This window comes from Sphingomonas sp. HMP9 (assembly GCF_013374115.1).
GTDB lineage: Bacteria > Pseudomonadota > Alphaproteobacteria > Sphingomonadales > Sphingomonadaceae > Sphingomonas.
The window spans coordinates 842,329-866,186 of sequence record NZ_AP022673.1; the positions used below are offsets into that span (position 1 = coordinate 842,329).

19 protein-coding genes, 2 pseudogenes and 2 riboswitches are annotated in these 23,858 nt (G+C 67.3%); of the genes and pseudogenes, 3 read left to right on the forward strand and 18 right to left on the reverse strand.

All coding sequences use genetic code 11. The features are described 5' to 3' along the window. Window positions 1-56 precede the first annotated feature (56 nt). From cobF to cbiE, 6 genes are read right to left on the reverse strand one after another with little or no spacing between them, the layout of a single operon-like run. Window positions 57-851 carry a precorrin-6A synthase (deacetylating) gene (gene cobF / locus HMP09_RS03650; protein ID WP_176499228.1) on the reverse strand — a complete coding sequence of 265 codons (795 nt, stop codon included), beginning with the start codon at window positions 849-851 and terminating at the stop codon, window positions 57-59. After that, entirely contained in the window at window positions 848-1,579 is a 732-nt protein-coding gene (gene cobA / locus HMP09_RS03655) for a uroporphyrinogen-III C-methyltransferase (RefSeq protein WP_176499229.1), read from the reverse strand. The genes cobF and cobA overlap by 4 nt, the downstream gene beginning before the upstream one ends. Continuing rightward, window positions 1,576-2,883 carry a cobyrinate a,c-diamide synthase gene (locus tag HMP09_RS03660; RefSeq protein WP_176499230.1) on the reverse strand — a complete coding sequence of 436 codons (1,308 nt, stop codon included), beginning with the start codon at window positions 2,881-2,883 and terminating at the stop codon, window positions 1,576-1,578. The genes cobA and HMP09_RS03660 overlap by 4 nt, the downstream gene beginning before the upstream one ends. Then, a complete protein-coding gene (gene cobM, locus HMP09_RS03665; RefSeq protein WP_176499231.1) occupies window positions 2,880-3,665 on the reverse strand; it encodes a precorrin-4 C(11)-methyltransferase in 786 nt (261 codons plus the stop codon). Before cobM ends, HMP09_RS03660 begins: the two co-directional genes overlap by 4 nt. Next, entirely contained in the window at window positions 3,662-4,054 is a 393-nt protein-coding gene (locus tag HMP09_RS03670; RefSeq protein WP_232090640.1) for a cobalamin biosynthesis protein, read from the reverse strand. Before HMP09_RS03670 ends, cobM begins: the two co-directional genes overlap by 4 nt. After that, on the reverse strand, window positions 4,036-5,235 hold the full coding sequence (gene cbiE / locus HMP09_RS03675) for a precorrin-6y C5,15-methyltransferase (decarboxylating) subunit CbiE (RefSeq protein ID WP_176499232.1): 1,200 nt from the start codon (window positions 5,233-5,235) through the stop codon (window positions 4,036-4,038). Before cbiE ends, HMP09_RS03670 begins: the two co-directional genes overlap by 19 nt. Here cbiE and HMP09_RS03680 point away from each other — a divergent pair. Beyond that, entirely contained in the window at window positions 5,234-5,983 is a 750-nt protein-coding gene (locus tag HMP09_RS03680) for a cobalt-precorrin-6A reductase (RefSeq protein WP_176499233.1), read from the forward strand. The genes cbiE and HMP09_RS03680 overlap by 2 nt on opposite strands. Here HMP09_RS03680 and cobJ read toward each other — a convergent pair. From cobJ to HMP09_RS03725, 9 genes and pseudogenes are all read right to left on the reverse strand, one after another. Then, window positions 5,959-6,708: a precorrin-3B C(17)-methyltransferase gene (gene cobJ / locus HMP09_RS03685; RefSeq protein WP_176499234.1), complete on the reverse strand. Its 750-nt coding sequence runs from the start codon at window positions 6,706-6,708 to the stop codon at window positions 5,959-5,961. The genes HMP09_RS03680 and cobJ overlap by 25 nt on opposite strands. Beyond that, the gene (cobI, locus tag HMP09_RS03690; RefSeq protein WP_176499235.1) at window positions 6,705-7,430 is read right to left on the reverse strand and encodes a precorrin-2 C(20)-methyltransferase; all 726 of its coding nucleotides are present in this window, start codon (window positions 7,428-7,430) and stop codon (window positions 6,705-6,707) included. The genes cobJ and cobI overlap by 4 nt, the downstream gene beginning before the upstream one ends. After that, window positions 7,427-8,056 (reverse strand): precorrin-8X methylmutase, encoded by a 630-nt coding sequence (locus HMP09_RS03695; protein WP_176499236.1) that lies wholly within the window; start codon window positions 8,054-8,056, stop codon window positions 7,427-7,429. Before HMP09_RS03695 ends, cobI begins: the two co-directional genes overlap by 4 nt. Next, window positions 8,057-9,202 carry a precorrin-3B synthase gene (gene cobG / locus HMP09_RS03700; protein WP_176499237.1) on the reverse strand — a complete coding sequence of 382 codons (1,146 nt, stop codon included), beginning with the start codon at window positions 9,200-9,202 and terminating at the stop codon, window positions 8,057-8,059. Further along, window positions 9,199-12,432 (reverse strand): cobaltochelatase subunit CobN, encoded by a 3,234-nt coding sequence (gene cobN / locus HMP09_RS03705; protein ID WP_176499238.1) that lies wholly within the window; start codon window positions 12,430-12,432, stop codon window positions 9,199-9,201. Before cobN ends, cobG begins: the two co-directional genes overlap by 4 nt. Before the next feature lie 8 nt (window positions 12,433-12,440). Continuing rightward, complete coding sequence (gene cobW / locus HMP09_RS03710; protein ID WP_176499239.1) at window positions 12,441-13,490, reverse strand: cobalamin biosynthesis protein CobW; 1,050 nt, start codon at window positions 13,488-13,490, stop codon at window positions 12,441-12,443. A 104-nt stretch (window positions 13,491-13,594) separates the two neighbouring features. Further along, window positions 13,595-13,808, reverse strand: a riboswitch (cobalamin riboswitch). 159 nt (window positions 13,809-13,967) lie between these two features. Then, entirely contained in the window at window positions 13,968-15,035 is a 1,068-nt protein-coding gene (locus HMP09_RS03715) for a HoxN/HupN/NixA family nickel/cobalt transporter (protein ID WP_443026439.1), read from the reverse strand. Window positions 15,036-15,202: 167 nt separating this feature from the next. Then, window positions 15,203-15,421, reverse strand: a riboswitch (cobalamin riboswitch). Between the two features lie 61 nt (window positions 15,422-15,482). After that, on the reverse strand, window positions 15,483-17,591 hold the full coding sequence (locus tag HMP09_RS03720; protein ID WP_232090646.1) for a S9 family peptidase: 2,109 nt from the start codon (window positions 17,589-17,591) through the stop codon (window positions 15,483-15,485). 43 nt (window positions 17,592-17,634) lie between these two features. Continuing rightward, window positions 17,635-18,369, reverse strand: a pseudogene (locus tag HMP09_RS03725) (cytochrome P450); the annotation flags it as partial. Window positions 18,370-18,464: 95 nt separating this feature from the next. Between HMP09_RS03725 and HMP09_RS03730 the strand changes: the two are divergent. After that, the gene (locus tag HMP09_RS03730) at window positions 18,465-19,733 is read left to right on the forward strand and encodes an IS256 family transposase (RefSeq protein WP_176498995.1); all 1,269 of its coding nucleotides are present in this window, start codon (window positions 18,465-18,467) and stop codon (window positions 19,731-19,733) included. A 33-nt stretch (window positions 19,734-19,766) separates the two neighbouring features. On the opposite strand, the pseudogene HMP09_RS03735 reads toward HMP09_RS03730, so the two are convergent. Next, window positions 19,767-20,411 (reverse strand): annotated as a pseudogene (locus HMP09_RS03735) (cytochrome P450); the annotation flags it as partial. Between the two features lie 105 nt (window positions 20,412-20,516). On the opposite strand from HMP09_RS03735, the gene HMP09_RS03740 reads away from it, so the two are divergent. Then, window positions 20,517-21,296: an SDR family NAD(P)-dependent oxidoreductase gene (locus HMP09_RS03740; protein WP_176499241.1), complete on the forward strand. Its 780-nt coding sequence runs from the start codon at window positions 20,517-20,519 to the stop codon at window positions 21,294-21,296. 285 nt (window positions 21,297-21,581) lie between these two features. Here the strand turns inward: HMP09_RS03740 and HMP09_RS03745 are convergent, their stop codons facing one another. Continuing rightward, entirely contained in the window at window positions 21,582-23,201 is a 1,620-nt protein-coding gene (locus HMP09_RS03745) for a choline dehydrogenase (RefSeq protein WP_176499242.1), read from the reverse strand. A 57-nt stretch (window positions 23,202-23,258) separates the two neighbouring features. Continuing rightward, a complete protein-coding gene (locus HMP09_RS03750) occupies window positions 23,259-23,831 on the reverse strand; it encodes a TetR/AcrR family transcriptional regulator (protein WP_176499243.1) in 573 nt (190 codons plus the stop codon). Window positions 23,832-23,858: the final 27 nt, after the last annotated feature.

The window sequence follows — 23,858 nt, forward strand, 5'->3', positions numbered from 1 at the left end:
GATCGGCGACGTCTCGGACGCGCCGATCGTTCCTTTCGCGTGACGTCTACCTTCGGTCATAAACCGAGCGATACGGGTCCAGTAGAGACGGCCGACCAGCCGGTGGCGCGGCGTAGAAGATAGATGTCCATGATCCAGCCATGCCGCTTGCGAAGCGCAGCACGTGTCTGGATGATTTCGGCAGCGACGTCGTCCAGCGAGCCGGCGATCAGCGCCTGATGCGCCATCCCCAGATACGCACCCCACCATATCGAGATACCGGGCGGGTCCAGCGTCTGGAACGCGCAATCGCCGTCGAGCATGACTGCGATCGTATCGGCGTTCGCAGGCCACCCCCCTGCTCTCAACCTTCGCCCCGTCGTGATGACCACCGGCGCGCCGACAGTGTTCAACGGTATCGCATGTGCAGCGGTCAGGGCCTGCAGACTGGTGATCCCGGGTTCGACTTTCATGGTCATCGCCGAGCCATCCGCGCGCAGCCGATCGGCGATCCGAAGCGTGCTGTCGTACAGCGACGGATCGCCCCATACGAGCAGCGCAAGGCGGCCGCCGTTCGGCAGATGTCGTGCGATCTCGTCTTTCCAGGCGACCGCGATCGCGTCGTGCCATTGGTCGACCGCACGCAGATACGGCGCGGCCGGGTCGCGGTCCGGCAGGTCGAACTCGACGACGCGCGTGGCACCGCTCAGAACGTCTGCGCAGATCGTGCGGCGTAGATCGATCAGGTCGGACTTCGCATCGCCCTTGCGCGGCAGCAGGATCAGGTCGGCGGCATTCATCGCGGCGATCGCGGCGCGGGTGAGGTGATCGGGGTTGCCGGTGCCAATGCCGATCAAGTGGAGGTCAATCATTCCTCGGTCTCGTCTTCCATCAGCGGACCGTAGAGGATCAGCGCAGGCTTGCCGGAGAAGCCGGCCTCCAGTTGGGCCGCGAGGCTTGCAATCGTCGAGCGCGTCAGCGACTGGTCGGGGTGGCCGACATTCTCGGCGATCAGCGCTGGCGTATCCGGGGAAAGCCCATGCTCGATCAGCGATGCGGCCAGCGCCGGGAAGGTTCGCTTCGGCATGAACACGACCGTCGTCGCCTCGGCGTCGGCAAGCGCGGCCATGTTGCGCTGTTCGGGCAGGTCGCCGGTCACGTCGTGCCCCGTCACGAACTGGACGCGGCGGGCGCTGAGCCGGCGGGTGAGCGGGATCTGCGCGGCGGCGGCAGCGGCGCTGGCGGCACTGATGCCGGGGATGATCTCAAACGGTACCCCTGCAGCCCTGAGCGCGACGATCTCTTCTTCGAGGCGGCCGAACATGCCCGCGTCACCGGACTTGAGCCGGACGACACGGATACCGGTTTGGGCGTACTCGACGAGCAGTTGCGAAACATGCGCCTGGCTGGGCGAGGGGCGACCGGCACGCTTGCCGACCGCGACGAGGTCGGCACCGGGGCGGGCATGACCCAGAACCGCGCCGGACGACAGGTCGTCGAACAGCACCGCGTCCGCGGCCTGCAAGCGCGAGACCGCCTTCAACGTCAGGAGTTCGGGGTCGCCAGGTCCGGAGCCGACAAACGAGACAAAACCGGTCATGGATTGGTTGCGATCATGTGGAAGAAACTGCCCGATACGGGGCCACGATACGAGCCGGTTTCCGCGACCGCATTACCCTCGGCATCGCAGACGTGCGCGAGCGGGATGTCGGGCTGGTCGATGATCGTGGAGTAATGGAACTCGTGGCCAGTCAGCGACGCCCCGGTCGCGACACCGCCCATCGGCGCAAGCAACGTGGCACGGCGGTAGCCTAGGTGCATCTTGCGCTGAGCATAGCTGGTGACGAGGCCGAGCAAACCAGCCATCCGGTGGCGAACGCCGTCCGCGTCGATCAGTGCTTCGCCTAGCGCCATATAGCCGCCGCACTCGCCGTGGACCGGGCGGGTCTTCGCGAAGTCGGCCAGGCCGGCCTGGAATTGCCGTGCTTCGGCGAGCTTGCCGGCGTGGAGTTCGGGATAGCCGCCGGGGAGCCAGACGAGGTCGGCGTCCGCAGCTGGCGACTCGTCGGCAAGCGGGGAAAAAGGCAGGATTTCCGCGCCTGCACGCCGCCAGCCTTCGAGGACGTGTGCATAGGTGAACGAGAAGGCGGCGTCCTGTGCGAGTGCGATGCGCTGCGCCGGAGGACGTATCCAGCTTGGCGCGCTTGCCGGTCGGGCGCTCGCGCTAGCCGCGTCGCGGAGCGCGGGGATATCGACATGCGCGCGGAGGAAGCTGGCATATTCGACGATCCGAGCGTCGAGGTCGGGATGCTCGACCGCCTGTACCAGCCCCAGGTGGCGTTCGGGCAGCTTCAGGTCGCCGCGCCGTGGCAACGCGCCGAATACGCGGATCCCGACCGCGTCCATGCCGCTTCGGGCGAGGCGTTCGTGACGGGGACTGGCAACGCGGTTGAGGATTACCCCGGCGATCCGCACGCTGGGGTCGTAACGGCCAAAGCCGAGTGCGGTGGCGGCGGCGGACTGCGCCTGTCCGGAGACGTCGATCACCAGCACGACCGGCCAACCCATCCGGCGGGCGATATCGGCGCTCGCACCGTTGCCGGTCGCGCCTGGTTTCGCGACGCCGTCGAACAGACCCATCGAGCCTTCCGCCAGTGCGAAGTCCGCGTCGTCGGCCTTGGTAACGAGGGTGTCGAGCATCGTCGCGGGCATCGACCAGCTATCGAGGTTGAACGACGCACGGCCGCTGGCGGCGCGGTGGAAGGCCGGGTCGATATAATCGGGTCCGCTCTTGAACGGCTGAACCGCGAGGCCGTCGTCGCGAAGTGCGCGCAGGAGGCCGAGCATTACGGTGGTCTTGCCAGTGCCCGATGCGGGCGCTGCGATCATCAGGCCGGGCGTCATGCTTCGCCTCCTGCAAATTTCGAGTCCGCCGATTGCGGGCGGAAGCGGCGGTCATAGCCTGGTGCGTAGAGACTGCTGTCCGCAAAATCCCGCGCGCCGAGCGCCTGGCCGACGAGGATCAACGCGGTCCGGTCGGGTTTGCCCGCCACGGCATCCGCGATCGTCGCGAGTGTCGCCCGCGCGATCTGCTGGTCGGGCCAACTTGCGCGCCAGACGATCGCAACCGGGCAGTCTGCGCCGTAGTAAGGCGTGAGGTCCGCGATCACTCGTGCGAGATTGTGGACCGAGAGATGGATGGCGAGCGTCGCGCCGGTCGCGGCAAAGGCGGGCAGCGTCTCGGCAGGCGGCATCGTACTGGCGCGGCCGGGCGTACGGGTCAGCACCACCGACTGCGCAAGTTCGGGCAGCGTGAGTTCGACCTCCAGCGCCGCGGCGGCAGCGGCGAAGGCGGGCACGCCGGGGGTGATCGTGAACGGGATGCCGAGCGCGCGAAGACGGCGGAGTTGCTCGCCCATCGCCGACCAGATCGAGAGATCGCCGGAATGGAGACGCGCGACGTCCTGGCCGGCATCGTGCGCGGCCTGGATCTCGGCGATGATCGCGTCGAGCGACAAAGGCGCTGTGTTGACGATCCGCGCGCCGGGCGGACAATGAGCGAGCATCGTCGCAGGGATTAGCGAGCCTGCGTAGAGGCAGACGGGCGATCCGGCGATCCGGTCCCGACCTCTGAGCGTGAGGAGGTCGGGCGCGCCGGGGCCTGCGCCGATGAAATGGACGGTCATGCGGCAGATCCTTGAGTGCCCGATCGAGCAAGCGCGCAGGTCGCCATCCGGTCGGGGGAGATGTGGCGAGTGGCGAGGAGTCGCGCGCCGGGTCCGGCGGCGGCAAGAGCGCACGCTTCGGCGACGCTGCCGGTATGGCGGGCACCGATGCTCGCGCACGATTGCGTCGGCGTTTGTACCCCGCGGACCACGTCGGGAGCTATGGCGACCAGTGGGAGGTTCAGCAATTCCGCCAAACGTTCGACCAGAATCGTCTTATCGTCCGGGGTGGCGAGCAGCGTGACCTGTGGCTGGCCGTGCTGCGCGCTGGCAAGCGCCTCTTGCAGGGCGGACAGCGTTGCCGCCGCGCGGAACCCGAAGCCGGCGACGATCACAGCGTGACGCTCCACTGGACGACCGGATAGCGGGCGCGCCAGCCGCGGCGGGTGCCGAGCGGCAGGGCGTCGGACAGTTCGATCCGCATTAGGGTGCCACCTTTGACACCGTGCCAGCGCGCCAACACTGCCTCGGATTCGAGCGTCACGGCGTTGGCGACCAGCCGCGTGCCGGCCGGCAATCTCGCCCATAATGCGTCGAGCAGCGCGTCGGATAGTCCCCCTCCAACAAAGACGGCGTCCGGTGTTGCATGGTCTTCAAGAGCGGCGGGTGCGCAGCCTTGAACCACCCGGATGCGCTCGACACCCAGGGCTGCGGCATTGCTCTCGGTTCGGGCGGCGCGGACGGGGTCCGCTTCGAAGGCAATGGCCTGCGTAGAGGGATGGGCGAGCAGCCATTCGATGCCGATCGAGCCCGACCCCGCGCCGATATCCCACAGCGTCTCGCCGGGCTCGGGCGCGAGCGCAGATAGCGTCAGCGCACGGATCGGGCGCTTGGTCAGTTGACCGTCATGCTCGAACCAGGCGTCTGGCAGGCCGGATGTACGCGGCAGGACAGCGCCTGCGCCCGCGAAGACGACCCCGATCGCGACGGGATGCGCGATGTCGTCGAAATCCAGCGTAGCGGCCGTCGTTTTGCGGATACGCTCGCGTGGTCCGCCTAGCGCTTCGAGGACGTGCAGACGGGATCTCCCGAACCCGAGATCGCAGAGATACCGGGCGAGCGCGGCGGCCGCGGACCCGTCGCGGACCAACACGATCGCGCGGCGGTCCGGCGCGATATGTCGGCTGAGGCGCGCGAGGGGAGCGGCGTGGAGGCCAAGGCAGGCGGTGTCCTCGACCGGCCAGCCGAGCCGGGACGCGGCAAGGCCAAAGGTGGAGGGTGCGGGGTGCGCGACCCATTCGCCCGGCGCAAGGTGGCGGGTGATCGACGTCCCCGCGCCGAACCAGAACGGATCGCCGGACACGAGCATCGCGACACGCTTTCCGCGGTGCGTCAGCAAGCGCGGTATCCCGTCGTCGAACGGGACTGGCCAGGGTTCGACCGCGCTCTTAAGGTCGGGGAGCAACGCGAGGTGGCGGATCGCGCCGGTGACGAATTCGGCATCCGCCAGCGCGGCTTTCGCTGAGGCGGACAGGCCATCCGCGCCGTCTTCACCCAGTCCGATGATCGTCAGCCAGGGAATGTCAGCCATGTCGAACATCCTGGTGCTGGGCGGCACGACCGAGGCTAGCGCGCTGGCCGCCACGCTGTCTGCGCGCGGCGATGATGCGGTGCTGAGCTATGCCGGACGTGTCACGACTCTGAAAGCCCAGCCGATCCCGGTACGCGTGGGCGGTTTTGGCGGTGTCGAGGGGTTGGAAGCGTATCTGCGCGCGCACGGCGTAACCCATCTGGTCGACGCGACGCACCCGTTCGCGGCGCGGATGAGCGCCAACGCCGTCGCTGCCGCGAAGCGTGCGGGTATTGCGCATATTGCCCTGACGCGGCCAGCCTGGACTCCGGTTGCCGGCGATCGCTGGACGCGGGTGGCGGATATCGACGCCGCCGTCGCTGCATTGGCTGGGCCGTCGCGGCGCGTGATGCTGGCGCTCGGGCGAATGCATGTCGATGCGTTCGCGGTGCAGCCTCAGCACGACTATCTGCTGCGGTTCGTCGATAGGCCCGATCGTCCGCCAGGGTTGCCGCGCCATCATCTCGTCGTCGATCGCGGGCCGTTCGATGTCGAGGACGACCGGCGGCTGATGGAGGCGCATGCGACGCAGGTCGTGGTCTGCAAGAACGCAGGCGGCACGGGGGCATCGGCAAAATTGCATGCGGCGCGCTTGCTCTCGCTGTCCGTGATCATGATCGATCGCCCTACCCTGCCCGCTCGCCAAGAGGTGCATGCGGTGGCGGATGTGGTGCGCTGGCTCGATCATGGCGCGGACCGCGGGGTGTAGAGGATCGGGCCGGCCGGGCGTTCGATGATCCGCGTCAGGCTGGAGCCGACGATGATCATCGTCCGCATGTCGGCCATGTCCGCTCTGGCTTCGGTGAGGGGGACGATGCGAAGCGTTTCCTCCGGGGTGGAAACCGCGCGGGCGAACAGGACGGGCCGGTCGTCACGGCAGGTCTCGCGAAGGATGTCGAGGATCCGGATCAGGCCGTCCGGGCGCGCCTTCGATCGGGGGTTGTAGAAGGCTATTGCGAAGTCAGCTTCCGCGGCCAAGCGCACGCGGCGTTCGATCACGCTCCACGGTTTCAGATTGTCCGACAGGTTGATCGCGCAGAAATCATGACCGAGCGGCGCGCCGGCGCGTGCGCTCGCGGCGAGCATCGCGGTTATACCGGGGAGTACGCGGATATCGAGGTCGCGCCATTCGAGAGGGCCGGCTTCGAGCGCTTCGAACACTGCGGCGGCCATCGCGAACACGCCGGGATCGCCGGACGATACGACTACGACGCGGTGGCCCTTTGCCGCGAGGTGGAGTGCGTGCGCGGCGCGGCTCAGTTCGACGCGGTTGTCGGTCGCATGCAGCGTCAGGCCGACACGCGGCGTAACGCGCGCGACATAGGGAATGTAGCCGATAACGTCGGTCGCCTCAGCGAGCGCCGCGGTGACTTCGGGGGTCACGAGCGCTTCGTCTCCAGGGCCGAGGCCGGCGATTGCGAGCCAGCCGGTCATGGCCGCCGCCCCTGCCCATGGATCAGCAGGATCGAGAAATAGGGGGTGATAGCGTCCGCCTCGCACAGCTTCGTCACGCGCTGATCCGCCATTGCCGCATATTCGACCAGCCATGCTTCGTCCGCACGACCCGCCGCGGCGACGGCACGGCGAATCTTGGCGAGATGACGACCGATCTTCATCACGACCAGCGCGTCGGTATCGCGGATGCGGCGGACCAGATCCTCTTCGGGAAGCGTGCCCATCAGGACCGTGAGGACGTCGTCCCCCCAAGTGATGGGCGCGCCGCTTGCGGTCCAGGCGCCGGACATGCCGGTGATCCCGGGCACGACCTGCACCGGCGCGATCGTCTGCAGGCGCGTGTAGAGGTGCATGAACGAACCGTAGAAGAAGGGGTCGCCTTCACACAGGACGACGACGTCTTCGCCGGTGCGGGCCAGCGTGGCGAGATGATCGATGCAGCGCTCGTAGAACGACGACAAACATTCCGTGTAGCGCGGGTCGGAAACCGGGATCTCCGTGGTGACCGGGTATTCCATCGCGAACTCGTCCACGTCGGCACGAAGCATGCCGTCGACGATTTTCCGCGCTTGCCCAGGGCGGCCGGCCTTGCGGAAATACGCGACGTGGCGCGCGCCGCGGACCAGGCGGTCGGAACGGACGCTCATCAGGTCTTGCGCGCCCGGCCCCAGGCCCACGCCGTGGATCGTCCCGATTCTCATTCGGTGCCGCTCGCAAGCGCGTTGATCGCGGCGACGGTGATCGCGCTGCCACCCATCCGGCCCTCGACGACGACGCAAGGTACCGGCTGGTCAACCCAGAGCGCCGCCTTCGACTCCACTGCGCCGACGAAGCCAACCGGGCAGCCGATGATCGCCGCCGGGCGCGGGCAATGGGGGTCTTCGAGCATGTTGAGCAGGCGGAACAACGCGGTCGGCGCGTTGCCGATCGCGACGACGGCGCCAGCGAGATGCGGACGCCAGAGCTCGAGCGCCGCGGCCGATCGCGTGTTGCCCATCGAACGGGCCAGATCCAGTGTCTCGGGCGCATGGAGCGTGCAGATGATAGCGTTGTCGGCGGGCAATCTGGCGCGCGTGATGCCTTCGGTGACCATGCGTGCGTCGCACAATATCGGCGCACCGGCCTGGAGCGCCTTGCGGGCTGCAACGGCGAACGTTGGCGAGAAACGTATGTGCTGCGCGAGCCCGACCAGTCCGGCGGCATGGATCATACGGACGGCGACCGGCTCTTCCGCGGACGAGAAGCGGGCAAGGTCGGCTTCCGCGCGGATCATCGCGAAGGACTGACGGTAGATCGCCGCGCCGTCGGTTTCATAGGCGTACGGCATTCAGGCGGCTCCGAAATGAGCGAGGATCTGCGCGGCGTCGAGGCCAGCGCGGGAGGGTGGTGCGCCGGCTCGCGCGCCGAACGCGAGGTCGTAGCGGCCTTCGCGCCCGGTCAGCGTCACGTCGGCGGGGGCGGCGCGCGCGCATCCCTTCGCGCATCCGGAGACGTGCAGTCGACCGGCGACGTGCGGCGCAAGACGGTGTGCAAGGCCGCGCGTTTCGACGGTGGCTTGCGGACAGGCCGGCGCACCGACGCAGGCATCTGTGCGCAGGAGCGATGACGATGGATCGGTAATGAAGTCGGCAGGGTCGGGTTGGTTCGCGACCAGCGCATCCGTTTCGCAGATCATGACGCGCCAGGGCGTGAGGCGGATCGCATCGATCGCGGGCTCGGCGCGGAGGAAGCGGGCAAGCGCGGCCGCTACGACCCGACCGAATGGCAAGCCGAACGCGATGCCACGTGCATGCATGCCGGGTTGGACGTAAGCCGTGGATGCCGCCGGGGGCGTCGTGCCGGCCGCCCATTCAGGAAGCGGAACATGGTGGCGCGCCATGCGACCGCTGACGACACCGCCGCTTTCTACGAACCACCCCGCCAGCGCGATCAGGTGGTCGACTTCGGTCCCGGGCGACAGCGGTTTGCCAGTCACGCGGCCGTCTGCGCGCAGGATCAACTGTCCGGATACGGCACGTTCGATACGGAAGTCGGCCGGGGCGTCTTGGAGCGTCGGCGTAGAGCCGGCGTCGATCGCGAAGCCGATCTTGCCAGGAAGATGAGGTAATTCGGACAAGCGGCCGCGCACCTCTTCGGCGATGCGATGCGTATCGTCGCCTGCCCGCCATTCGGGTGCGACGAGGATGTTGGCGCGGGCTTCTCGCGTCGGATTCGGGTCGATCAGGCCGAGCGCGAGAAGCGCGTCGATCAGCGGGCGCCAGCTATCCTCTCGGACTCCGCGGATCTGGAGGTTAGCGCGGGTGGTGGCGTCGATCTGACCGTTGCCGTGCCGCGTTGTAGCCTCGCACAGGCCGAGCACCTGCGTGCGTGTCAGGCGGCCAAGCGGGGGGCGGACGCGCACCAGCAGGCCGTCACCGGCCATCATTGGGCGCCACGCGTCGGGGCACCAGCCTTTGACCTCGAATGCGCTCATGCCGGCAGGTCGAGACGTGCGAGGATCGAGTTTCGGCGCGTCGGCCAGAGGTCGGCGTCGTGTAGGGCGGCGAAGCGCGCCTGCATCGCCGCGAGCGCGCTGGGGTTGGCTTCGGCGAGGAAGGCGTGGACGTCGTCTCGGCCCAAGGTGGCGTCGTAGTAAAGGTCGATCAGTTCGGGGCTGACGACGCTGGCGAGGTGCGCGAAGGCCCCGAGGTGGTCGAGCGTGGCGGCGATCTCTGCGCCGCCGCGGAAGCCGTGGCGCATCATGCCGTCTACCCAGCTTGGGTTTGCAGCGCGGGCGTGTACGACGCGGGCTATCTCCTCGCCCAGCGGGCGCGCTTTCGCGTGATCCGGATTCCGCGCGTCCAGATGGTAGAGCGAGGCGCGTCCCCCTGCGACCGATTGCGCGGCGGCGAAGCCGGCCTCGTGCGCGGCATAGTCCGCGGCCAGCAGGAGATCGGTTTCGGGCAAGTCCTGGACGTGGACGAAGGCATCGGCCGCAGCGACACGGTTGCGGATGCCGGTCGGGTCAAAGCTGTCTTGGCCGTCGTCGAGCGCATGGCTGGAGGCGGATAGCCACGCTTCGCCGGCCGCCAGCCGCGCCTCTGGCGTGTAGGTTCCGGCGGCGCTGCCCATGTTCAGGCCGTAACGGCCTGGTTCAGGGCCATAGACGCGGGCGCTGACCGCCTTGCCGACGAAGGGATTCCAGTCGGCCGGTTCGTCGCGGGCGCCGAGCGCCCGGACCGCTTGGCCGAACATCGTGCAAAGCGTCGGGAAGGCGTCGCGAAACAGACCGGATACACGCAAAGTGACGTCGATGCGGGGGCGGTCAAAATTGGCCAGCGGCAGGATTTCGATACCCGTCACGCGGTCGGACTGAATGTCCCACACCGGCTCTGCGCCCAGCAGGTGAAGCGCCATCGCGAATTCCTCGCCCGCCGTGCGCATCGTCGCGGAGGCCCAGAGGTCGACGACCAGATTGCGGGGATAGTCGCCATGATCCTGCAGGTGGCGACGGATCAGTTCGTCGGCGAGCTTCACACCCTGGGTATGCGCAGCGCGCGACGGCACCGCGCGAGGGTCAGTGGTGTAGAGATTGCGGCCGGTTGGAAGAACGTCGGCGCGGCCCCGCCACGGGGAACCGGAGGGGCCGGGTGCGACGCGTTTGCCTTGGAGGGCCGTCAGCAATCCCGTACGTTCGGCAGCGCCGTGCTCGCCGCGGCCGTAGATGTGGAGGCCGTCGCCGTACTGGCTCTCCTTCACGTCACACACGAAGGTATCGATACGCGTGATCGCTTCGGCTTGGGACTGCGCGTGAACAAGCCCCAGCGTGGCGGCGAGGCCCGTGGCGGTGGCTTCTTCGCGGATGTCGCGTTGCAGGCGATCGCGGCGCGCCGGGTCGAGGCCGTCGGCGTTGGAGAATTCGTCGAGCAGCGCTTCAAGGCGGCCGAGGCCAGCGCCGGTACGGCTGCGTTCGAGCGGTGGCGGGACGTGACCGAGCGTGACCGCGCCGATCCGGCGCTTGGCTTGGGCGGCTTCGCCGGGGTCGTTGACGATGAACGGGTAGATGACGGGAATCGCCGCCGTGAGCGCTTCGGGCCAGCAGGCGTCGGACAGCGCGACCGACTTGCCGGGCAACCATTCGAGCGTGCCGTGCGCACCGACATGGACGAGCGCATCGGTGCCGCGCACGCGAAGCCAGAGATAGAAAGCGACATAGGCGTGGCACGGGCATCGCGACAGATCGTGATACTCGTCCGCGCGGTGCTCGCTACGGCCGCGTTCGGGTTGCAGCGCGATTAGTGCTCCGCCGCGATCGACCGCGGTGAAGGTGAAGTCTTCGGTGGGGACGCCCCAGCTTTGCCGGAGGTCGTTCCGCAGCGCTTCGGGGAGGTGCGCAAGCGCCGCCTGATACTCGGCGAGCGGCCAGTGGATGCGGGACGTAGCTAGGTCGCTGACTTCGGGAGTGATCGCGTAGCCGGCTTCGGCAAGGTCGGCGAGAATGGCGTGCGTCGAGGCGAGCGCGTCGAGGCCGACGGCGTGCGCCATCTGGTACGCCTTGCCGGGGTAGGTCGAGAGGACGAGCACGATCCGGTGGTCGGCGACGGGTTTGCTGGCGAGCTTGATCCAGGATTCGATGCGCGCGGCGATGGCGGTAACGCGTGCAGCGTCGGCGCGGTGTTCGCGGCGGGTGTATTCCAGGTCGCCGTCCCGCGTTGCGGCTTCCTTGAAGCTAGCGACGCCGGCGAACAGGCGGCCGTCCACCTCTGGCAGGACGACGTGCATGGCGAGATCAGCGGGCGACAAGCCGCGCGTCGCGCCCGCCCAGGCGGCGCGGTCGGAGGTGGCGAGCGCGATCTGGAACACGGGCACGTCGGCGCCGTCGAGGGGTGTGGTGTCGGTGGCGCCGCGTGCCGAAAAGGCGGTGGCATTGACGATCGCGGCGGGCTCCAGGGTTTCAACCCAGCGGGTCAGCCAGCCGGCTGCGTCGGGCGCTTTCAAAGACGGCGCGAACAGGCCGATGGCGTCGAAGCCCCGCGCGGTCAGTTCGGCGTGAAGAGCTTCGATCGGGTGCAGGTCGGCGGCGGTGAGGTAGGAGCGGTAGAAGACGATCAGGATGCGGGGGCGGTCCGCGTTGAGCGCGAACGCGGCGGGACAGGTCACGCCGTCATGCGGTTGCCAGCCGCCGACGTCGGCGATCGCGCGGACGCCGGTCACGGGGCCGGCATAGCAACCGGCAGCCAGCGCGAACTGCGCGAGGGCCGCTTGCGCCGCAACCGCGCCACCTGTGTCGCAGAGGTGCGCCAGCCGGCGGAGCGTCGAAAGCAAGATCGTCGAGGCGGCATCGAGGCGCGCGTCGATCCGACCATCGGCGGCAAGGACTGCAAGCGCAATGCCCTTCTCGCGCGCGAGAGTCTCGACCTGTTGCAGGCCGTAGCTCCAATAGGAGCGCCCGCCGATCAGTCGGATCAGGATGCCCTTCGCACCGGCCAGCGTCTGCTCGACATAGGTGTCGACCGAGAGCGGGTGCTGAAGCGCGGTCAGGTTTGCCAGGCGCAGCGAGGGCAACCGGCCTCCGGCCGCGGCCGCACGTCTCCAGCCTGCAGCGAATGCGCCGAGGTCGCCGTCGGAAAAGGATAGGACGACGAGGTCTGCGGCAGATTGGGCGAGGTCCTGTGGGACCGCGCTTTCCTCCAGCCCGTGGGTCTCGCGGAAGACGACGTGCATCGCGGGCCTCAGGCGTCCAGCGCGGCCTTAATTCGGGCCTCGTCGATGCGGTCATGCTCGGCGATGATCACCAGCTGCGTGCGGCGGGGTTCGTCGGCGCGCCACGGGCGGTCATACTGCGTCCGGACCCGCGCGCCGACCGCCTGGACGAGCAGGCGCATCGGCTTGCCGGCGACCGCGGCGTATCCCTTCACGCGCAGGATGTCGGCGCTGCGGGCGAGCGCTTCGATCCTGGCGGCAAGTTCGGCAGGATGGGCGATCTCGCCGAGCGCGACGACGACGCTGTCGAAATCGTCATGCTCGTGATCGTCTTCGCCGTCGTGATGTGATGGGCGACTGGCGATGTCGTCCTCGGCGGCGGCGTTCAGGCCCAGGATCACGCGCGGGTCGATGATGCCGTCGGTCAGGTCGATCACCGGGAGCGGGCGGGCGGACTCGGCGGCGATGACCGCGCGCGCCTTGGCGACGCCCTCGGGACCGGCGAGATCGACCTTAGTGAGCAGGACGAGATCGGCGCACGCGAGCTGGTCCTCGAACACTTCGGACAGAGGCGTCTCGTGATCGACGCTCGGATCGGCGGCGCGCTGCGCATCGAGCGCGGCGACGTCGGGCGCGAACCGTCCGGCGGCGACCGCCTCCGCATCGGCAAGCGCGATGACGCCGTCGACGGTGATGCGCGAGCGGATCGCCGGCCAATCGAACGCTTTCAGCAGCGGCTTGGGGAGCGCGAGGCCGGACGTTTCGATCAGGATGTGATCGGGGCGCGGGTCGAGCGCGAGCAGAGTCTCGACGGTCGGAATGAAGTCGTCAGCTACCGTGCAGCAGATACAGCCGTTCGCCAGCTCGACCACGTTCTCGGCCGGGCAATCGGGGATTGCGCAGCCCTTGAGAATGTCGCCGTCGATGCCGAGCGTTCCGAATTCGTTGACGACGACCGCGAGACGGCGACCGTTCGCGTTGCGGATCAGGTGGCTGATCAGCGTGGTCTTGCCGGCGCCCAGGAAGCCGGTAACGATGGTGACGGGGACTTTTGCCAGGGTTGGCGAACGGTCCGACATTGTTGTTCTCCTTCGAGCATACGCGGGCACGCACGACCTTTCGGCCGCACGCGTTCGTCGCTCAGACGGAGTACCGTGCCGCGACCATCCCCTGGATCAAGGCAAGAGCGACCGTTGCGCTGGCAGGTCTCCTGGCTCACGGGTCAAAGCTCGACATACGCCTTCCCAGGTTTGCACCCAGTGGCTGCCCCCTCGCGAAGGGCTTGTGCGTCTCGCTCACCGCTTACAGTTGCAGGGACAGCCGCGGCATTGGGAGGATACCTCCCGCACCGCATTCCCATTCAAGCCCCGAAGGGCACCGGCGCGATCTGTCGAGGTTCGGTGAAACCGAGCCTCGAGGGTGGGTTAGAGGAATATCTTTGGCGTGCCAACTCGCTCGGTCCCCTCATCCTGATGAAAGTCAGGATCCAGATTGACGGACGCTGTCGCCTGTGGCTCTGGATCCTGGGTCAAGCCCATGATGACGGGGTGCACTCGTCATCCGTGCACGACCTCGATCTCGTCGAAGCGTTTCCAGCGGTAGATCGCGAAGCTCAGCACCCAGCACAGCACGAACAGGCCGATGATCGCAAAGCCAAGGCCGTTGAAGTTCTCGCCGAGCGCGGTCGCCACGTCCCAGGTGCCGCCGGTCAAGCCAAGCTTCGCGCCCAGCAGTGCCAGCGTCTCGATCCCGCCGATCGCGATCGCGACGATCGCCGAGATCAGCGTGATCGTGATGTTGTAGTAGAGCTTGCGGATCGGCTTCACGAACGCCCATTCATACGCGCCGAGCATGACGACGCCGTCCGCCGTGTCGACCAGTGCCATGCCCGTCGCGAAGAGAATCGGGAGCACGAGGATGGTGCCGATCGACAGACCGTCCGCCGCCTGGCTCGCGGACAGGCCGAGGATCGCGACCTCGGTTGCGGTGTCGAAGCCTAGCCCGAACAGGAACCCGAGCGGGGCCATATGCCAGCTGCGCGTGACGAGCCGGAACATCGGCCGGAACAGGCGCGCGAGCAGCCCGCGGTTGCCGAGCAGCAGATCGAGGTCTTCCTCGACATAGACGCCGCCGCCGCGGACATGGCCGAACGTCCGCCACACGGAGCGCAGGATGACGAGGTTCATCGCCGCGATCGTGAACAGGAACACCGCCGAAATGACGGTGGCGACCACGCCGCCGACTTGCTTGAACGCCTCGAACTGCGCCAGCGCGCTGGCGGTGAGCGCGATCGCGACCGCGGCGATCAGCACGATCCCCGAATGGCCGATCGCGAACCAGAAGCCGACCGCGATCGGGCGCTGGCCGTCCTGCATCAGCTTGCGCGTCACGTTGTCGATCGCGGCGATGTGATCCGCATCGACTGCGTGGCGCAAACCCAGCCCCCAAGCGAGCAACGCGGTGCCGAGCATCAGCGGCTGCGCATTAAAAAGTGAGAACGCCCAGCCCCAGGCGGCGATGTTGGCCACGACAAGGGCTGCGAACATCCAGCCGATGCGTTTGCGCGTCGACAGTCGCCTGGGTTTATCGAGCGTCGCCGGTTTCTCGATCGTGACAGTCGTCATGCAGAACTCCCCGGCGTCCGACGAGGACCGGGGCCTGCCGCGAACGGCCGGGCCGTGCGACGACCGGACGCCATGAGCGACCGACGCACGACGCCGATGCGGCCCCCGCCACAAGGTCGTCGCTCAGACGGCGTTCACCGTGCCTCGGCCACCCCCTGGACCGGGACAAGAGCGACCAGACGCCGGCAGGTCTCCTGGCTCGCGGGTCAACGCTCGGCACCCACGCCTTCCCAGGCTCTTCGGCCCAGTGGCTGCCCTCGCGAAAAGGGCTCGTGCGCTTCGCTCGCCGCTTACAGTTGCAGGGACAGCCGCGGCATAGGACGGCGAACCGTCCGCACCGCATTCCCAATCAAGCCCTTCCGGGCACCGACGCGATCACGGGAAACGGCTCGAAGCCGCGTCCCGCGCGATCGGTACCCTGCTTTCGATCGCGTGCCAACGGGCGTGCTATTTCGTCAGGCCAAGTTGTTGCAGCATGAACGCCTGCCATTCGGCATTCTGGCGATAGCGTTCGAAGCGGCCCGACTTTCCGCCATGCCCAGCCTCCATGTTGACCCGGAACAGCAGCGGGTTCGTGTCGGTCTTCAGTTCGCGCAGCTTCGCCACCCATTTGGTCGGCTCGTAATATTGCACCTGGCTGTCCCACAGCCCGGTGCCGACATAGAGCGCCGGATACGCCTTCGCAGCGACGTTGTCGTAGGGCGAATAGCTCAGTATGTAATCGTACGACGCCTTCTGCGCGGGGTTGCCCCATTCGTCGTACTCGAACGTCGTCAGCGGGATCGACGCGTCGAGCATCGTCGTAACGACATCGACGAACGGCACCTGTGCGATGATCAGCTTGTAGTCCGCCGGCGCCATGTTCGCGACGCCGCCCATCAGCAGTCCGCCCGCGCTGCCGCCCATCGCGGCCACACGGTTCTTGGCGGCATATTTCTGCGCGACGAGATAGCGGGTGACATCGATGAAGTCGGTGAAGCTGTTCTTCTTGTTGAGCAGATGCCCGTCGTCATACCAGCCGCGCCCCATCTCCTGCCCGCCGCGGATGTGCGCGATCGCGTAGACGACGCTGCGATCGAGCAGGCCGATCCGGCCCGGATCGACCGCCGGATCGCTCGAAATGCCGTAGCTGCCATAGGCGTATTGGAAGAGCGGCGCGGTGCCGTCGCGCTTCACACCCTTGGCATAGACCAGCGAGACCGGGATCCGCGTACCGTCGCGAGCGGGTGCCCAGACGCGTTCGGTTACGTACTTCGCGGGATCATAGCCCGGCACCGGTGCGACCTTCAGCACGCGCCGCTCGCCGGTCTGCGCGTTGACCTCGTAGGTCGTCGTCGGGGTCACGAGCGAGCCATAGGTGTACCGAACCCACGGCGTCGCGGTTTCCTCGTTGACGTCGAGCGACATGCGATAGGCGGGTTCGTCGGCGGTGACGGGGGTCGACTTGCCCGCGTCGCTCAGCACGCGGATCATGCGATTGCCACCCTCGCGCTGGTCGATTGCGACGAACCCATCGAACGGCTTGAAGCTCTCGATGAAGACCCTGTCGCTGGCAACGGTCAGGTCATGCCAAGCAGGCCTTCCTTTGCCAAGATCGGCGTCGGCGACGGTGACGAGCTTGTAGTTCTCGGCATCCTTGTTGGTGCGGATAATCCAGCGTTTGCCGAGATGATCCGACCTGTAGCGGAACTCTCGCGCCCGCGGCGCGACGATCGTGAAATTCGTTGGCGTAGCGGCGGGAGCGCAACGCTGCTCGTCGCTGACCGTGCTGCTCACGCCGATGCACACGAACCTGTCGTCCGACGTACGCGAGACGTCGATCGAGAAGCTGTCGTCTTTCTCCTCATATAGCAGCCGGTCGCTCGCGACCGGGGTGCCGAGGACATGCGCCTTCACGCGGTAGCCGCGCAGCGTCACCGGGTCCTTCTCGACGTACAGGATCGTCTTGTTGTCGTCCGCCCAGACGACGTTGGGCTCGATGTTCGAGAGGGTGTCGGCGAGGAGCGCGCCGGTCGCGAGATCCTTCACCTTCAGCACATATTGGCGGCGCCCCACCGTATCCTCGGCCCAGGCGACGCGGCGGTTGTCGGGGCTCACCGCCCAATCGCTCAGCGCGAAGAAGCTGTGGCCCTTGGCCATTGCCGGCTGGTCGAACAGCATTTCGGGCGGCGCGGTGCGGCTGCCCTTGCGGCGCTCTAGGATCGGATAATCCGCGCCCGTCTGGAACCGGGAGCCGTAATAATAGCCGTTCTTGGCATAGGGGACCGAGCTGTCGTCCTGCTTGATATGCGCGACGGTGTCTTCGTAGAGCTTGGCCTCGAGCGGTTTCAGCGACGCGAGCTGCGCATCGGCATAGGCGTTCTCCGCGGCGAGATAGGCGAGCATCTGCGGGTTCTTGCGCGTGTCGTCGCGCAGCCAGTAATAATCGTCCTCGCGCGCGCCGTTGGGCGACGTCACCTGGAACGGCTTCTTCGCAACGCGCGGTGGCTGGACCTGCGCCACCGCGGCCGTCGCGAGCAGCGCCACACCGGCCAGCATCATGTAGCGCATCGTCATATCTTGCCCCGCCCAGTTGGTCGGCTGCGAAGATGACGAATTGTTACGGCGAAGCAAGCGGAACGAACGTCACCGGCAGACCGTCCTTCGGGCGTGGGATCGGGAACACCTGCCACGCATCACCGCTGCCCGGCGCCGCCTCGATCCGGTAGCGCGTCAGCAGATGCGCGATGAGCAGTCGCATCTGCATCGTCGCGAAGTGCAGCCCGATGCACATATGCGCGCCGCCGCCGAACGGCACCCACGCGAACCGGTGGCGGCCCTTCGACGCCTCGGGTGTGAAGCGCAGCGGATCGAACCGCTCGGGATCAGGCCAATATTCCGCCATGTGATGCGTATAGGTGATGCCGACGCCGACGCTGGTCCCCGCCGGAATGTCGAACCCGCCGAAGCGGAACGGCTTCAGCGCCCGCCGCGGGATCGACGGGACCGGCGGCATCATCCGCAGCGATTCCTTGAACGCATATTCGGTGAGGACGAGGCGATCGAGCTGCTCGGTCAGCGGCAGCGCCGTATCCAGCGCCGCGACCTCGCCACGCAACCGCTCCTGCCAGTCCGGGTTGCGCGCGAGCAGCATGACGAGGCTGGTCGCGGACGAGGTGATCGTGTCGTGCGCGGCCATCATCAGGAAGTTCATGTGGTCGGCGATCGCCAGCGCGGTCAGCGGTGCGCCGTCGTCATCGGTCGCACGGCAGAATTGCGAGAAGAAATCCTGTCCATCGCCGCTACGTCGCGCGGGGATCTCGCGCTCGAAAAAGTCGACGAGGTAGGCGCGCGAGCTATGTTGGAAAATGGGTGACGGTGGAGGATTGAAGGCGGCGTATCGAGGCGGGTGATGAGCCTGCCGGAACCTCTCAAGGAGAGCGATACGCCATGACCGATACTACCAACGTCGTTCAATTTCGCCAGCCCGATGATGTCGACGATCCGTTGACCGAGGTGCTGCGTGCCGGAGCTCGCCGGCTGCTTGCGCAGGCGGTGGAACTGGAGGCCGAGGCGTTCCTGGCGGCGCGAGACGACCTGCGACTACCCGATGGACGGTCGCGCCTGGTGCGCCACGGGCACGGGCCAGAGCGTCAGGTCCAGACCGGGATTGGCCCGGTGCCGGTGTCGCGCGTGAAGATCCGTGATCGCGGGGGGGCCGAGGAAGGGGAGCGTGTGCGCTTCTCGTCGGCAATCCTGCCGCGCTGGGCACGGCGGACCAAGAGCCTGGATGCGCTGCTGCCGGTGCTGTATCTGCGCGGGGTTTCGACCGGCGATTTTCAGGAGGCGCTCACGGCGCTCCTTGGCAAGGACGCGCCCAACCTTTCGCCGGCGGTGGTCGGTCGGCTCACCGCTGAATGGCAGGTCGAATACGAGCACTGGCAGGCGCGCGACCTATCGGCCCGCCGCTACGTGTATGTGTGGGCGGACGGCGTCTACCTGCAGGCGCGGATGGAGGATCATTCCGAGTGCATGCTGGTGCTGATCGGCGCCACGCCTGAGGGCAGGAAGGAACTGGTCGGCTTCCAGGTGGGCGTCCGTGAAAGCGCTCAGAGCTGGCGCGAGCTGCTCGTCGAGGTGAAACGGCGCGGCCTCGCAATCGCACCCGAGATCGCGGTGGGCGATGGCGCACTCGGCTTCTGGAAAGCGCTCGACGAAGTCTGGCCCAGCACGCGCCACCAGCGCTGCTGGGTGCACAAGATCGCCAACGTACTGAACAAGGTGCCCAAGTCGGTGCAGCCTGCAATAAAAGCTGACCTGCGCGAGATATATAGCGCGCCTGAGCGCGCAGCGGCGGAGAAGGCGATCGCCGTCTTTGTCGAGAAATATAGCGCGAAATACACCAAGGCCGTCGAATGCCTGACCAAGGATCGCGAGAGGCTGCTCACCTTCTTCGACTTCCCCGCCGAGCACTGGGACCATCTGCGGACGTCGAACCCGATCGAGAGCGTGTTCGCGACCGTGCGCCACAGGACGGTGCGTACCAAGGGCGCGCTGTCACCAAAGACGGCACGCCTCATGGTCTTCAAACTCGTCATCGCCGCGTCCAGGAAATGGCGCCGGCTGAAGGGCGAGAACCAGTTGCCCAAAGTCGTCGCTGGTGTCACATTCCGTGACGGCACCGAAGTCGTCGACGGCCAATCAACCCGCGCCGCCTGATCGCCTCGTCACCCAAATTCCGGCATAGCTCTAGGCGCGCGCCTTCACGCCCTTGCGCATCTGCGTGCCGGGCCAGGGTTTGCGGATCGGCGAGACGCTCGCCTGCACCTCGTCGACGAATGCCTGGTTGATCCGGTCCGCCTCCGCACCGAGCGGCACGCCGAGGAAGCTGGTCGCGGCGAGATCGAGCGTGAGTTTCTTCACGACGTCGTAGAAGCGCACCGTCTGGCCAGCCCAGCCGCCGATCGCGGCCGCGATTCCCGTGTCGAGTTCGGTCGTGTAGTGCCGCATCGGCTCGGGCTTGAACGCCACCGACAGCGTTTTCCGGTCGGCGCGGTGCTGTTCGAAATCCATCAGCATCAGGCCGCGCGGGAACAGCAGGTTGAGGAGCGGGCCCCATCCCTGCTCGGACGAGAAAGTCTTGTCGCGATCGAACAGGATCAGCTCGTTCGCGTCGGGCCCGAGCAGCATGATGCTGGTCCCGCCAAGCGCTGTATTGCGATAGACCGGCCCGTACCGCGCGACCATGCGCTGCGCAAAGCCGGTGGGGTCGGCGAGCAGGCGGAACGTGTTGCCGACGATCGGCCAGCCGTCGTTGCCGGGAATGTGATCGAGCGCGCGCTTGGGCTGGCGGGGCAGCCAATGCGGGCTGGCATTGTCCAGGACGGCTTCAGTCATCGTCGGATTCCTGTTCGACATGGCGGCTTGGCAAGCCTCGAATACGGGCATAACTAATGTTCTGCAACCGGGACGCGGATCTCGGGGCTTTGACAGGAGAGATGCATGGACCTCGAACACAGCGCTGCCGTCGTGACGGGCGGCGCATCGGGCCTCGGCGCGGCGACCGCGCGCGCGTTGGCGGCAAAGGGGGTAAAGGTAGCGATCTTCGATCTCCAAGCGGACAAGGGCGAGGCGCTGGCCGAAGAGATTGGCGGTGTGTTCTGCAAGGTCGATGTGACGTCGGACGACAGTGTCGATGCGGGGTTTGCGGCGGCGCGCGCGGCGCATGGGCAGGAGCGGATCCTCGTCAATTGCGCGGGCACCGGCAATGCGGCGAAGACCGCGGGGCGATCGAAGCAGGACGGCTCGATCAAGCATTTCCCGCTCGATGCGTTCGACCGGATCATCCAGATCAACCTGGTGGGGACGTTCCGCTGCATCGCCAAGTCGGCGGCGGGGATGCTGACGCTGGAGCCCGGCGCGGACGGCGAGCGCGGCGCGATCGTCAATACCGCGAGCGCGGCGGCAGAGGACGGCCAGATGGGCCAGGCCGCCTATTCCGCGTCAAAGGCCGGCGTGGTCGGCATGACCCTGCCGATCGCGCGCGACCTGATGAGCGAGGGGATTCGCGTGAACACGATCCTGCCGGGGATCTTCGACACGCCACTGCTGGCCGCCGCGCCGCAACCGGTGCGCGATGCGCTGGCGGCGTCGGTGCCGTTTCCCAAGCGGCTAGGGCGGCCGGAGGAGTTCGCGGCGCTCGCGCTGACGATGATCGAATGCGGGTATTTCAATGGCGAGGACGTGCGGCTTGATGGCGCGATCCGGATGGCGCCGCGGTAACGGCGGGCCGAGCCGCCCATTCCGCCCCACCGCCATCCTGACGAAAGTCAGGAACCAGGATCACAAGCGATATCGTTCGTGGCTCTGGGTCCTGACTTTCGTCAGAATGACGGGACGGTATGGGGGATGGCGGAGGCCCCCATCGTGCGTCCAACAATCCCACCACCCCGGCGGAGGCCGGGGCCCAAGTGGGGGACGGTACTGACTGAGGATCGCGCGCCGTTACCGTGACCTTCCCAATTGGGCCCCGGCCTCCGCCGGGGTGGTGTTGGGGGGAAGCGGTTCCTAAGCCGCCCGCGCCAACTGCCGTCCCCGGATCATGTCCGCCGCCTTCTCCGCGATCATGATCGTCGGTGCGTTGGTGTTCGAGCCGATCAGCGTCGGCATCACCGACGCATCGATCACGCGCAGTCCGTCGAGCCCACGCACCGCGAGCGTCGCGTCGACCACCGCCATCGTGTCGTCCGCGGTGCCCATCTTGCACGTCCCCACCGGGTGATAGATCGTCTCCGCGGTCCGCCGCACCCACGCGTCGATCTCGTCGTCGCTCCGAACGTCCCCGCCCGGCGACAACTCCCCCGCCCGATACGGATCGAGCGCCGCCTGCCGCGCGACATCGCGGCCGATGCCGACGCATGCGCGCATCACCCGGCGGTCCTCCGCGGTCGCCAGATAGTTCGCGGTGATCACCGGATCCGCGAACGGGTCCGCCGAAGCGACCCCGATCCGCCCCCGGCTTTCCGGGCGCAACTGGCAGAGATGCAGCGTGAAGCCGTCCGCGGTCGCCTTGACCTTGCCGTGATCCTGCATGATCGCGAGCACCGCGTGGATCTGCACGTCGGGGCGCGACAGCCCCTCGCGCGACGACACGAACGCGCCCGCCTCGAGGAATTGCTGCCGCCCCGCGCCCTTGCCGCGGAGCAGGTAATTGAGCCCCACGCCGAGCATCCCGACACCCTTGGTCATCGCATAGCCGGTGCGCAGCCCGCGCGACGTCCAGTTCATCACGACGTCGAGATGATCCTGCAGATTCTCGCCCACGCCGGGCAGTGCGTGGAGCACGCCGATCCCCGCCGCGGTCAGCCGGTCGGGATCACCGATCCCCGACCGCTGGAGGATGTGCGGCGACTGCACCGCGCCCGCGCACAGTAGCACTTCGCGGGTAGCCGTCACCGACTGCGGCTTCGCACCCTTGTCGAGCACATAGTCGACGCCAGTCGCACGCCCCTGGTCGATCCGGATCCGAGTCGTCCGCGCGCCGGTGACGCAGGTGAGGTTGCGCCGCGCCAGCACCGGCCGTAGATACGCCGCCGCCGTGCTCCATCGCCTGCCGTCCGCAACGGTCAGGTCGTAGCGCCCGAACCCCTCCTGGCTCGCGCCGTTGAAGTCCTCGGTGACGGGATAGCCCGCCTGCCGCCCCGCCTCGACCAGCGCGTCGTAGAACGGGCTGTCGGATTCGCCGCCGGAGATCGTCAACGGGCCGCCGCCGCCGTGCAGGTCACAGTCCCCGCGATGATGCCCTTCGAGCCGCTTGAAATAGGGCAGCACGTCGTCGAACGACCATCCCGGCAGCCCCATCTGGCGCCACTCGTCATAATCCTGCGGATGCCCCCGCGTGTAGATCATGCCGTTGATCGACGAGCTGCCCCCCAGCCCCTTGCCGCGCGGCCACCACAGGCGGCGGTTGTCGAGATGCGGCTCGGGCTCGGTCGAAAAGCCCCAGTTGCTCGCATTCTTGCTCTTGATCAGCTCGCCGACCCCCGCCGGCATCCGCACAAGCACGCCGTCGTTGCGCCCGCCCGCCTCGAGCAGGAGCACGGTTACAGCGGGGTCCTCGGTCAGCCGCGCGGCGAGCACGCAGCCGGCCGAACCCGCGCCGATGATCACATAGTCATACGTCTGCATGCCCGCATCCTCCTGTTCGCGCTCCACTTTTTTACGGAGTCGCGGTCTGGTGTCAGGCTAGCGCTCGCATAGTAGCGTTAGCAACCCGCGGCGCAGCACGTCGCGGTCGATCGCCTCGTCCGGGTGCAGTTCGCTGAGACCGATCGCGAGCAGCGCATAGGCACGGATTCCGGCTTCGACCGAGTCGAACCCATGCGCCGTCAACTGCTCCACGAGAAATGCCATCACCTTGTCGTCATGTTCGCGGATCGCTGCCGCCGCGCGCGCGTCGCTTCTCGCCCAGGCGCGCATTGCCAGCGCCAGATGCGCCATGTCGTGATCGCGGACATGATCGGCGAAAGCGCGGATCCGTTCGACCGGCGGCAAATCCGACGCGGTAAGCTTGGCTACCAACGGATCGATATGCGCCTCGACGAAATACCCCGCGAGCGCCGCGTGATAGCCGTCGAAATCCTTGAAGTGATGGTAGAAGCTACCGGTCGATGCGCCCAGCGCCAGCGCCAGGCTGCGCAATTTCAGCGCGCGCAGCCCGCCGGTCTTGAGCGACGACAGCCCGATCTCGAGCCAGTCGCGCGGCGCCAGATCGCCCCGCGGCGCTGCCGTCTCTTCCACCAATACCGTGCTTGACAAGCCAATCCCCATAACGAATGTTACGTC